9 protein-coding genes are annotated in these 11,890 nt (G+C 55.1%); 7 read left to right on the forward strand and 2 right to left on the reverse strand.

Annotated features, from left to right (window positions below; genetic code table 11):
• Nucleotides 1-163: 163 nt before the first annotated feature.
• The 3 genes from CA54_RS05025 (at nt 164) to CA54_RS05035 (ending at nt 4,095) form a co-directional block, all read left to right on the forward strand.
• On the forward strand, nt 164-1,468 hold the full coding sequence (locus tag CA54_RS05025) for an MFS transporter (protein ID WP_146369746.1): 1,305 nt from the start codon (nt 164-166) through the stop codon (nt 1,466-1,468).
• A 439-nt stretch (nt 1,469-1,907) separates the two neighbouring features.
• On the forward strand, nt 1,908-2,597 hold the full coding sequence (locus CA54_RS05030) for a hypothetical protein (RefSeq protein WP_146369747.1): 690 nt from the start codon (nt 1,908-1,910) through the stop codon (nt 2,595-2,597).
• Nucleotides 2,598-2,901: 304 nt separating this feature from the next.
• Nucleotides 2,902-4,095 (forward strand): M14 family zinc carboxypeptidase, encoded by a 1,194-nt coding sequence (locus CA54_RS05035; protein WP_197532213.1) that lies wholly within the window; start codon nt 2,902-2,904, stop codon nt 4,093-4,095.
• Between the two features lie 25 nt (nt 4,096-4,120).
• Here the strand turns inward: CA54_RS05035 and CA54_RS05040 are convergent, their stop codons facing one another.
• On the reverse strand, nt 4,121-5,539 hold the full coding sequence (locus tag CA54_RS05040; protein ID WP_146369749.1) for an outer membrane protein assembly factor BamB family protein: 1,419 nt from the start codon (nt 5,537-5,539) through the stop codon (nt 4,121-4,123).
• Between the two features lie 454 nt (nt 5,540-5,993).
• Here CA54_RS05040 and CA54_RS05045 point away from each other — a divergent pair, with 454 nt between their 5' ends.
• The 4 genes from CA54_RS05045 (at nt 5,994) to CA54_RS05060 (ending at nt 11,209) form a co-directional block, all read left to right on the forward strand.
• Nucleotides 5,994-6,428, forward strand: a complete 435-nt coding sequence (locus tag CA54_RS05045; protein ID WP_146369750.1) for a hypothetical protein — start codon at nt 5,994-5,996, stop codon at nt 6,426-6,428.
• Between the two features lie 60 nt (nt 6,429-6,488).
• Complete coding sequence (locus tag CA54_RS05050; RefSeq protein ID WP_146369751.1) at nt 6,489-7,481, forward strand: DUF4292 domain-containing protein; 993 nt, start codon at nt 6,489-6,491, stop codon at nt 7,479-7,481.
• A gap of 301 nt (nt 7,482-7,782) precedes the next feature.
• Nucleotides 7,783-9,738 (forward strand): redoxin family protein, encoded by a 1,956-nt coding sequence (locus tag CA54_RS05055; RefSeq protein WP_146369752.1) that lies wholly within the window; start codon nt 7,783-7,785, stop codon nt 9,736-9,738.
• Nucleotides 9,739-9,922: 184 nt separating this feature from the next.
• A complete protein-coding gene (locus tag CA54_RS05060) occupies nt 9,923-11,209 on the forward strand; it encodes a citrate/2-methylcitrate synthase (protein WP_146369753.1) in 1,287 nt (428 codons plus the stop codon).
• 25 nt (nt 11,210-11,234) lie between these two features.
• On the opposite strand, the gene CA54_RS05065 is transcribed toward CA54_RS05060, so the two are convergent.
• Nucleotides 11,235-11,720: an SMI1/KNR4 family protein gene (locus CA54_RS05065; protein WP_146369754.1), complete on the reverse strand. Its 486-nt coding sequence runs from the start codon at nt 11,718-11,720 to the stop codon at nt 11,235-11,237.
• Nucleotides 11,721-11,890: the final 170 nt, after the last annotated feature.

The following is an 11,890-nucleotide window of genomic DNA, read 5'->3' on the forward strand; positions in this document are numbered from 1 at the left end:
TTTCTAACTGACAACTTGCTGTGGCTGGTTGAGCTGTTGTTTGCAGTTAGTTGCATAGGGTCGAGAGAATCTGCCAAGCGGATTTGAATCCGTACCGTTTAGTTGTCACACTGCATCGATTCCACAGACACCGCTCCCTCATTCAATAGCATAGGTCGTGCGAATGTCCTCCGAGTCAGACAAAATTGAACGGTCCGGTGCGCCGCAAGCTGGCCTTTCGATGGCGCAAAGTCTTTTCATTCTTTTCGTGGCCTTTGCGGGATGGATGTTTGCCGGCTCGGTGATGAATGTCATCCCGTTAGCTGGGCGGCCGGCGATTCTCAGTTTCTTGCCGGAGAGCTTACCCGCTTCGCAAATCGAAGGCGAAGTTGGGAAATGGTTTGCACGTTATATCTGCGCCTTTTTGTTGGGAGCGGCGACGGGAGGGCTACTCTTTGGTTGGCTGGGGGACAAAATCGGACGCGCTAAGGCGATGGCAGCCAGCATTTTGTGTTACTCACTGATTACTGGAGTCAGCTATTACGCCACTTCGCTGGAACAGTTGTTCGTCTTGCGTTTCATTGCCTGTCTGGGAATTGGTGGGATGTGGCCCAATGGTGTGGCATTGGCATCCGAAGCTTGGTCCGAAGGTTCACGGCCTTTACTAGCGGGACTGATCGGGACGGCAGCGAATGTCGGATTCGTGATTGTGGGCCTGCTGGCCAAATATGTCCGCGATGTGACGACTGAAGATTGGAGATGGGTATTCGCCCTGGCAGGGCTGCCCGCACTGCTAGGGGTACTCGCGTGGTTCACCCTCCCGGAATCGCCGCGTTGGTTAGCACAACGCAAATCCGATGGCGACGTGAAGCACGCCCCCTCAATGACCAAAGTCTTCAAACCGCCCTACCTCGGAATCACGATCATCGGAATTTGTTTAGGCACCATCCCCTTGCTGGGGGGTTGGGGGACCTTAAACTGGACGATTCCCTGGGCGGATCAAGTGGGCGGAGCCGACGACCCCAAACTCAAAGCCACGATTTCCATCTGTCGATCCACGGGGGCGACGTTGGGTAGCCTCTTGGGGGGCTGGCTGGCCAGCCAATTCGGTCGGCGGAGCACTTACTTTGTCATCAGTTTTTTATCGTTGATCTGTAGCGGTTATTTGTTCTGGAATTTAACGCCTCTCTCACCAACCTTCACGGTTTGGGTGTTTACGTTGGGATTTTTCGGCACGATCTATTTTGGGTGGTTGCCGTTGTACCTGCCGGAATTGTTTCCCACGCACATCCGCGCGACCGGTTCGGGGGTGACATTTAACTTTGGCCGAATTATTTCCGCCATGGGTGTGTTGGGCACCGGCGCGCTGCTCAGCACCTTTCACGGCGACTATGCCCAAGTCGGCCGTTGGACGCACCTGATTTATTTGCTCGGGATGGTCGTGATTTTATTCGCCCCCGATACGACGGGGAAGAAGCTGGACGACTAGGGTCGGCTCGAGGCCTGAGGGATCAGGCTTGAGGAAGCTGCTTGGCTCCGAGAAACGCCGATTGGGCGGAAGATCGTTGTTGTCGGCTTGACCCGTAGAAGCGCTTCGCTGGCGGGTAGTGCTGTGACGATCTGCGCGGCTGCGTGGATTGTTCGTCCCCTCGGCGGGCCGCAGGGGTTTCCTAACGGGGCAATTTCTCTGTGCGGCAATCTCTCCGCAAAGTGCGTCCCCCGCAAAAAGGGGGCGATGCGCGATGATATTTTGCCACACTGCTGCGTAGTTTCTCAATTGCCATCAAAACGCATGCTAGAGTTTTGACGAGGCCCATTGGCGTTTGCCTGCCGGTTCGGGGCCGCAATAAAAATTGATTTTGATGGGGCCGGAAATAACCGCACGAGGCGACGACTTTGACCGTCTGCGGGACAAAGGAATCTGGAATATGAGCTTTCTAAAAAAGTTTTTCACTAACGTTTTTCATGACGGTCAAATCCACGAGGACCAGAGCAGCTTCGAGGATCTCTCCGAAGCGCAACTGGATGCCCATCTGCGAATCGCCAGCTACGGCGGCTTTTCGCTGACGGACGCGGTCCGGCCGTCCTTTGACCTACAAGTGGTGCCCAGTGCCGGGTATCGGCACGACGTCTACAAAGATCGCGCTACCGGCGTCGAGATCCCCGTGATCATGGCGGCTGCTTCCAGCGATACAATGATGGACGTCTTCGTCGACTTGCTGGAACCGTTGGGCGACCAAGTCGATGTCGTCTTGGAAACCAGTCACGACCGCAATTCGAATGGTCACGACGACCTGTACCGCGAACACATCGACGCGCCGGTATTCAAAAGCATTCTCTACGACTTCGAGGACATGCTCTTAAACGACGGCTGCACCGGCATTGCCGTCTTGAACCCCAACATTCCGTTGGAACTGCAATTTGACGAACACAAACTGCTCATCATGTATGGGCAGGAACTGGGAGAATTTGAGGAAATCCTCAACAGTTGCGGCCTGCGACGTGACCAGGACATTAAGTTCATCACCGAAGCGGAACACGTACATTCCTCCCGCGATGAATTCCATTCGATGTTCGATGAACTGAAATATCGACTGGGCATCGACGAAATTTATTAACCCTCCTTAAAAAAGCGAGGCCCTCGGAATTGTTAGTCGCTGGATGCAGTGAGCATCTGGAGCGATGAAACGCGGGCACGCAGCCGCCGGTTGCTTTGTTGCTCAACACACTACGCGGATGCGCTTCTGAGACGAAAACGGCGGGACGGGACGATCGTCCTCCCGCCGTTTTTTATTCGACAAACAGTTCGCGATGCTCGCCGTTTTTTCTGTGCACCACAAATCCCAACGGTGGTTGCACCCTCCGGTCGGTTTGGCCGGGAGACACGAGGAATTTTGCGACCCCCTCCAGCAAGGAATTGCTATGGACACTTATAAATCACGTACGATTTGCGTTTGCTTGTTTTTCATCGCCGGGTGCACCGCTCGAAACACCCAAACGGATTACTACGGCGGCTCTCCACAGAACCTGACGCCGATTCCGCAACAGCAATCCGATTTTCCTCCGTCCTCCTCAACGCCGGTGCTCGAAGCACCGGGAACGTCGAATTCCGGCGGGCCGCAGTTGCTCTCCCCCGAGCCTGATCCCGGTCCCGAAGCGCGGCGGCGCAAATTGCCGGTGCGAAATGTGCGCACCGACCCGTGGGGTCGACCGGAACGGCCTGGACCGAGTATCAAAAATACGATTCGTCAAAAGGTCGAGCATCGCACCTTGTGGAAATCGCACTATCAAAGCACACAACGTCGGCCCATTCAGACCGTGCAAATCGGCATCGGTCGTTCGCGCGTGATGGTGCTGGCCGGATTAAACGGCCAGGATGCTGCGAGCATCAGCGTGATCGAGCAGTTCGCCCAAACAATGAGCAATCAAGCGGGTCTGCAAAATGCCTGTACCGCCTTGTTTGTCCGCAATCCTAATCCAGACGGCATTGCGATGAACTCACCCTACAACGGTCGGGGAATCGATCTGACGCGTAATTTTCCGTCGGACAATTGGCGAACAACCGCTAATGGGAAAGCGGGGCCCAATGCTGCCAGTGAAGTCGAAACCCGGGTGTTGATCCGCATGATCGACGACTTCAAACCGGACCGGATTATTGTCATTCAAAACACCAATGCGAAAGGGAGCATCGATTACGCCGGCCCGGCGCGACAACTCGCCCGCAAAGTGGCTGTGCAGAACGGTTATCAGGTCTCGAATCGACAAGCAGCGATTTCAGGGTCCTTCGAACAGTTCGTCGGGAACGATCGCAAGTTGCCGGTCATTGTGGTTTCCATAGACCGACGCTTGGACGGCAAGACCGGGTGGAGTACTCATGCCGATGGCCTCGTCACGGCGCTCACCGCTGCGGATCCACGATTGCAATCCCCGCATTACAACGAGTCGACCGAGGATCTCGATCCACAAGGCCCGGTCGCCAAATCGAAAAGTTTCCCGTTACCACTTAATATCAACGGCGGCGGGCCGACCAACGTGCCCAATCCCAATCGCCTCCAAGCACCACGCCCGGCACGGCGAGGCTACCACGAACTGCCCCCGCCAAGACAACGCCCGTAGTCTCCGAAGCCGTAGGGTGCGTCGGTTATTCGAGTCCGAAACAATACAGCTGGCCGGCGGTGCGGAGGTAGATTTTGCCGTCGACTAAAGCGGGGGTGGCGTAGGTGTCTTCGCCAAAATCGGCTGTGCTCAGTTTCTTCCACTGCGGCTCGGCGGTCATCACCGACAAGCGGCCGTGTTGATTGAGCAGATAGAATTTGCCGTCACCATAGACCGGCGAACTGTAGTAGGCACCCGTTGCGGGCAGTCGGCCGGTCTTAACGACCTGCCCTGTGGCAGATTCGCGGCTGGTGAAGATGCCTCCTTTTTTGACCGTATACACATGCCCGTCGTGAAACAGAGGCGAGGGGACGTACGGCAATGTTTTGCGTTCTTTCCAGAGGACGTGCGTGTCAGTAATGTCACCCGTGCCGCCCGGTCGGATCGCTGCAATGGCGTTTTCGGCCGAGTGGAAAACGTTGCGCATGAACTCGTATTCCTGTCGCGTAATTTCGCCGCTCTTATTGCGGTCGATTTGTCCAAAGCGGCGCTGCAGCGCTCCTTCGGGAATTTCGACTAACTCCAACGTACCGTTTTTGTTTTTGTCGAGCGTGTCGATCAACTCGTCGAACGGTTCCGCTTGAATGCGATTTTCCGAATCCGCGCCGGGCGACCAGACGGCGAGATACAGAACACCATCGGAACCGATCACCGGCGTGGTATTGGAAATCCGCGCCAGTTCCCGCACCGTCCAGATTTCTTCTCCGGTTTCCAAATCGTAGCCCACGATGCGCAGCGTGCCACTGACGACGATTTGCGGTTTACCGTCTTGCTCCCAGATGATCGGTGTGGAGTAGCTCCGCGGAAAATCTTCGCGATTGATGCGCCGCACCAATTCTCCGTTTGTCTTGTTGAAGATCATCAATGCGGAGTCGATATCGTGATCCTGATTGAGAATCACGTAGTCGCCGTACAGAATCGGTGAACTGCCGGCGCCAAAGGTATTGCTGAACGGCCCGAGTGGTTTATGCCACAACGGTGTTCCATCTTTGTCGTAGGCAAATAGTCCCGCCGATCCAAAAAAGCTGACCACGATCTCACCGTCGCTGGCAGGACTGCTTTGCGCGTGGCTGCCGATCGCGTGGATCTTTTCGAGTGCGTCATGCGGGGCGACGCGTTCCCACAGTTGCTTGCCGGTTTGGCGGTCCAGGCCGATGGTCACCAGTTGGCCGTCGCGGACGCCGGAGACGAAAATCCGATCGTCCGTCACCACAGGCGAGGAATGTCCCGGCGGCAGCGGCGTTTTCCACAACACGTTTTTCTCCGGCCCAATCTCTTCGGGCAGCCGCGCCGCTGACGGCATCCGCCCTGCCCCGTTCGGTCCGCGAAACTGCAACCAAGTATCCGCCGAGGCAACTGCTACGCAAAACGACAGCAATATTGGAGTCAACACAAGAAAACGCATGGTGCAACCTCAAGGGGACAGGAGGATAGTCAAGTTGAGCCGCGGCACGGGGCGGTGGTCTCTCAGTTTTATACCTGCTTGGTAGGGGGAGCGCCAATCGCGGCGAAGTTTTGAGGCTTGAGATGCGGGTGTTTTGAGAGATTGGAACGCCGGTGGCTTCATCTCGAAAGCAGACCGTATCCCGCTGCCCCCTCGCGTCTGTCCCCTCAATGCCACACACAGACGGTAAAGGCGTTCTGAGATGCATGGCGCGTGCTGCGCGTCGCGGTGTGGGATCGTATTGTATCGTTAGGAACTTTGCAGTACGATCCCGCCCCGTTTCCCGGCACACGCGGTCGGGATACGTTGTTGATACCACCCCACCCTGCTCTAGCCTGCTACGCCATTCGCCCCTCTTATGGACTATCATCTCAAGCCGCTCAGCAAAAAATGTGCGCAAACCGGAGAGGACCTTGTGCCCGGTACGGTGTGCTATAGCGTGTTGATCGAAGAGAACGATGAGATGGTGCGGCTCGATTTTTCTGAAGCGGGCCGCAAATTGTGGCAGGGCGAACCGATCGGTACTTGGCAATGCATTGTTCCCGAGCCGATCGTCAATAAAAAACCGACCATCGACACCGATGGGTTAATGGCCTATTTCGATCAAATGACCGAAGACGCCAACCCGGCACAAGAAAAACTGCGGTATGTCCTCGCGTTGTTGTTGTTGCAAAAACGCCGCGTGCGTTTGGAAGGCTCGCATCACGACGGCAAGGACGAATACATCCAAGTCAGCGGCAGCCAAGGCGAAGGCATGTATGAAGTCCGTGATTTTCAACTCGAAGAAGACGAAATGCATGAACTGCAAGAAAGCCTCAACGCGCACTTAATGCAGGAGTGGGCGGCATAAACGGACGATGCCCCGCACGGCCTCAACAGCCCACACGGACACAACGATAGGAATCGACAGATGTCACAACAGGCACGGACGCCGCTTACGAAGTTGCAGACCCTACGTAACCAACGGGCTGCAATTGTGTGCTGTCTGTTGGCGGCGACTCTTTGCCTCACCGGCACCGGCTGCCGACATTTCTGGCCAGCGCCCGATCCATTTGGCCCCAGTGCCAAATGCCACGTCGATCCCACCATGGTGCCGCAACAGTTGGTCGCGCAGGTGAACGCCAACACAGAAAAAGTCCATGGTTGGAAGTCAACAAAGGCCACGATTTCCGGGAGCCACATGCTCCTCAAGGTCAAAGGGACGACTGTCGCGGTCGACGGACAGCGGAATTTCCGCCTGTTGGCGAAACACCCCTTGGGTGCTCGCCAGGTCGCCGATTTGGGTTCCAATGACGACCATTTTTGGTTTTGGATCGAGGATCCCAAGCACCCCGATTCCGACGTCATCATGTGCAATCATGAAGACGTCGCCCATGCCGCCCACACCATGCCGATTCCCTTCGAACCCGATTGGTTGATGGAGGTTATGGGTGTACGCCCGATCGTCCTAGACAACGAGACAAGTTTTGTCGAACGCGAAGGGTTCTTGGAAATCTACAACAAACGCATTTCCCCCTCCGGGCAGCCAGTGCAAAAGCGCACGACGATCGATCGCTGCCATGCCACCGTCGTCGAACATGCGTTGCTGGATGCCGGTGGACACGTGATCGCCCAGGCGAATTTGTCCCAATATCTCCCCGATCCCACCAGCAAGGCTTATTTACCGGGACGGATTGAGTTGATTTGGCCGCAATCACAAATGCAATTGGTCATTAAACTGGACCAAATCGAATTTAATCCGGCCACCAATCCGGCCCAATTCCAAGTGCCGCAAGGCATGCCGGTGCGGCAAATTCCAGCGCAAGGTATGGTCCAGCGATCCGATTTGCAGGAAAATCTCTACGAAGATCCTTCCGCACAGGGCGATTATGAACCGCTCGAGTCAACGCCGTATGAAGAGTAATCGCCGCGAAACGGCGGAATTCACTCATGCTGATTTTTGGGCGAGAATTGCCAGCTTCAATCAAATCTCAGTAACCTGCTGGTGACTGGACGGTGGGGAATGTTATAAAATCCGTCACGAAGAATAAGGATTTAGGCGTAAGGGGACAGGCTTGAGGAAGTTTGTCAAATTGGGCGGAAGGCTTATACACTGGTGAACTCGTGGGGGGAGTCGTTTGTTCTGCACAGAGAGCTGCGTTGCGACGCACCCTACGGCAGTAGTCGAGAACTTGGACGGGTCATTCAACGATGGAGTTGTGCGGATGCACTACACTTTGATGCGGTTAGCTGTGATTGGTGGACTATTGAGTGTGCTGGTAACAACGGTCGAGGCGGCCGATCCTCCCACAGCAAAATTAGCACTCAGCTTTAAGCCCAAACAGATCGATGTCGAATACGACATCCCCAAAGCCGACGAATTCGACAAATGCAAAGTCACCGTCGTCCGCAAGGGTAAGGCTTCGGGTTGGGTCGTATTGGGACCGGGAGGCGAAACCCTACGGCGGTTCATGGACACCGATGGCGACAACATCGTCGATCACTGGGGGTATTACTTCCGTGGTCTGGAAGTCTATCGCGACATCGACTCGAACGCCGACAACAAAATCGACCAGTTCCGCTGGATGAACCGAGCCGGCTCGCGGTGGGGCATCGATAGCAACGCCGACGGGATTGTCGACTCGTGGAAAATCATTTCGGCCGAAGAAGCCAGTCGCGAAGCGGTTCGCGCGTTGATCTCGGGCAACAGCAAGATTCTGCAGCCCTTGCTGTTCAACGAAACTGACGCCAAAGAATTGGGGATTCCCAAATCGGTCTCAAAAAAACTGCTGGCCGAAGTTGACGACGCGCCCAAGAAACTAGCCAAGAACCAATCCGCCGCCAAGGGGATCGGCAAACAATCGCGGTGGTTACAGTTCATCAACTCGATTCCCGCAACGGTTCCGGCTGAACAAATCGGCGCATCGCAGGATCTGTTCATCTATGAAAACGCGATGGCCACCGTGGAAACAGGATCCCAAACGGCGCTGATTCAAATCGGCGAGATGGTCCGAGTCGGGGACAGCTGGAAGTTGGCCGGCATTCCCCAGTTGATGGGTAAGGACTCGGTCCAAGTCGGCGGCATTCTGATGAATCCCGCGACAGCCGATGTCGCCGATGCGGAAATGGAATCTGAAGACGATCCGGCCGCCCGCAAGTTGATCGAACAGTTGCAGGAGTTGGACAAAAACAGCCCCGCCCTGACCGCCAGCCGTTCCAAAATGTCCAAATACTATGAGGAACGGGCCGACCTGTTAACCAAATTGCGTAAAACGTCGAAATCGGACGAACTCCGCGAACAGTGGACGCGGCAATTGACCGACGGCCTTGCCGCCGGCGCCCAAACGGGTGTCTATCCCGATGCTCAAGCACGTTTGAAAGCATTAGAAGCCGAGCTAGAGAAATCGAACAACGAAGCCCCGATGTTGGCCTACGTGGTTTATCGCCGGATGTTGGCCGGTTACAACGTCGAAATTCGCGACGCCGACAACGACGAGCGAAGCAAAATCCAAAAGAAATGGCTGACGGAATTGGAAGGTTATGTGGACAAACATGCGTTGTCCGACGATGCACCGGAAGCAATTCTGCAAATCGCCATTGCTGAAGAATTCAACGGCAACGTAAAAAAAGCGGCAACCTGGTATGCCAAGCTCATCAAGGATTATCCCGAATCCCCCTCGTTGCCCCGCGCTAAGGGGGCCGTCAAGCGGATCGAGATTGAAGGGAAACCTTTTGACTTGAGTGGGACCAGCCTTCAAGGCAAAACGATTAAGACAGCGGACTATCGCGGCAAGGTGTTAGCCGTGATCTATTGGGCCACATGGTGCAAACCCTGCACGGAGGACCTCCCGCAAATCCGCGAACTGTACGAGAAACATCACGGTAACGGATTTGAGATCGTTGGCGTAAACGTCGACGCCGATGCGACCGAGATCCCCGCTTACTTGAAACAGCACAAAGTGACCTGGCCACAGATCCATGAACCGGGAGGGCTGGTCGACAGCCCCCCTGCGCGCGACTTCGGCATCATCACAGCCCCGACAGTGTTTTTGGTCGACCGCGACGGTAAGGTCGTGAAGCGGAACGCCAGCGTTGATGATTTGAAAACGTTGTTGCCCGATTTAATCGCGGGGAAAACACCGCAGGTCGGCGCCGACGAGAAAACGTCAAAAACCAAGTAGCGACGAACCGCCCGGAATGCCGGGCAGGACTCGTGCTTTGTCACGATCCAATATTTGCTGGGGTTGGTGTGCCACTGGCTTTGCCAGTGTAGATTCAAACTTTACCGAAAATGTCTTCAAAGCACTGGCGGAGCCAGTGGCACCCTGATTCTAGGGTGTGACATTGCACTAGGGGACGCAGTTCATGGCGCGGTCGTTTCCGTATCCGTATCTCGGCACCCAAATCGACGGCGTGCACATGTCTGCCGAGCAATTGCTCGTGCATTCCCACAACCTGAACGACCTGCTGGGCAAATACACCTACACCGATGCGCTGTTTCACATTCTGCACGGACAATTGCCCTCAGAAAAAGAACGGCAAATGTTCGACCTGGTCTTGGTCGCCTTTCATGGCGGATTCGGACTGCTTCCGCCCACCACGCTAGTCCCGCGTCTGGTCGCCGGAACAGGTGTTTCCACGGCGCAAGCGCTGGCCGCGGGCTATTTGGCCAGCGGGCCGTATCACGTGGGAGCTGTCGAACATGCGATGACGTTATATCGCGACATCCTGACCGCTTACCGTGAGCAACAGGGTGAGACTCCCGCCAAAGCGGGAGCGTTGGTCGAATTTGCGCGTACGCATGTTCTAGGCATGATCGAGCGGGGTGAAACGGTTCCCGGCTACGGACATCCGCTGTTGCGCAAAGATCCTCGGCCGACACACGTGCGGCGGGTGTTGTGTGAACTGGAAGCCGAAGGCCCCTACCTCGATGTCTACGACGGTGTCGTCGGCTGCATGTCGGAACAAAAAGGGGTTCCCCCTAACGTCGACGGCATCACCGGCGCGATTTTGCTCTCGCTTGGTTTCCAGCCGCAGCACGGCACGGGACTGTTCTTATTAGCGAGGACGGCAGCCATGTTGGCGCATGTGGTCGAGGAACAGACCGACATGCCCTATCAAACGCAAAAACGATTCATGGTGTTGCCGGTGGCGATGCCGAAGTTGTTTAACGCCAATTTCAAACAACTGGCCAAACGGTTTAATAAGCTGCGGGACAACTCGTCGTTTCAAAAAATCCAGGGTCTCTTCAGCAGCGGCAAAAAGAAACCGTTCCGCGATAAAGAACAACAAGACCAAGCGATCATCGACGACGCCCGCCAAGCCCGCAACGCACAACCGCTGGAATCGTTGTCCACCGCCATACCTGCAGCCCAGTCGAATGACGATGAATTCGCCGCATCGAGCAAACTCGTCGAAGTACACCACGCTCTCGATGCCGACAACGGCGAGGGTGGCGAGGTCGGAGTGGAATACTTCCCGGAATTACTGTCTGCTGCGTCAATGTGCTTGGCAACCTCGCTGGAACAAATCACACCCGGCGAACAGGCAGCCAACGTCCCCGACAATCAACGCCGCGCCGCCGAATTGTTGGATCAAGCGCTGAAGCTGGTGCACGAAGCAGCGGCGCTGGACGTGCAAACGAATGTTTGATGTCATTCGCCCGTAGGGTCCGCTTCTAGGAGTCGTCTAGTCCTAGCTCTTTGAGAAAATCCGGATCGATCCAGGAGCTTGTGACTTGGCCTGGATTCAGTTTGACGTCGTCAATATTAAATCGCAGTAGCAAAGATAAAAATTCATTGAAGTCGTTAGCTATCTTTGTCACCTCCGCCGTTTCGTGATCCCAAAACAGCACTGCTCCATCCTTACCCATATCGATGACCACATCGTTCCCCCCTTCTGCCCAAGCGAATGGAAACGCAAGAGGTGGAATTTCGTCAATAATTCCTTTTAATTCAATAAGGATTTTTTGAGCTGGAATGAATCCATTAACGCCAGAATCATTTGTATTGCCAATTGAAAAGACATTAGGTTCGGGAATGGCACCGTCGTACTCATTAAGAAATATTTTATATTCACTTGGCAATTCCACTCCAAGAAACGCCTCTAATGCCGCAACATCGGTCTCAGATGCAGAACCACTCTTATTTATCCTTACGCTCATCAATCAAATTCTCCGTTTGGAGGCCTGCCATACTGCCCCTGTCGTGTTGTCGTTCTTCGCGACCTAATGCTGGATATTGTCGAGGCGGACTATGTGGCAATTCGTAGGGTCCGCTGTGCGGACCTGAATCCGACGGCATCGCCTGAAAAAAACTGTCAAAGTCGCGAATC

Source organism: Symmachiella macrocystis (assembly GCF_007860075.1).
In the GTDB taxonomy this organism is placed as follows: Bacteria; Planctomycetota; Planctomycetia; order Planctomycetales; family Planctomycetaceae; genus Symmachiella; species Symmachiella macrocystis.

Coding starts and splice junctions, on each gene's coding strand:
- CA54_RS05025 (WP_146369746.1), top strand. CDS start 164: ATGTCCTCCGAGTCAGACAAAATTGAACGGTCCGGTGCGCCGCAAGCT.
- CA54_RS05030 (WP_146369747.1), top strand. CDS start 1,908: ATGAGCTTTCTAAAAAAGTTTTTCACTAACGTTTTTCATGACGGTCAA.
- CA54_RS05035 (WP_197532213.1), top strand. CDS start 2,902: ATGGACACTTATAAATCACGTACGATTTGCGTTTGCTTGTTTTTCATC.
- CA54_RS05040 (WP_146369749.1), bottom strand. CDS start 5,539: ATGCGTTTTCTTGTGTTGACTCCAATATTGCTGTCGTTTTGCGTAGCA.
- CA54_RS05050 (WP_146369751.1), top strand. CDS start 6,489: ATGTCACAACAGGCACGGACGCCGCTTACGAAGTTGCAGACCCTACGT.
- CA54_RS05055 (WP_146369752.1), top strand. CDS start 7,783: ATGCACTACACTTTGATGCGGTTAGCTGTGATTGGTGGACTATTGAGT.
- CA54_RS05060 (WP_146369753.1), top strand. CDS start 9,923: ATGGCGCGGTCGTTTCCGTATCCGTATCTCGGCACCCAAATCGACGGC.
- CA54_RS05065 (WP_146369754.1), bottom strand. CDS start 11,720: ATGAGCGTAAGGATAAATAAGAGTGGTTCTGCATCTGAGACCGATGTT.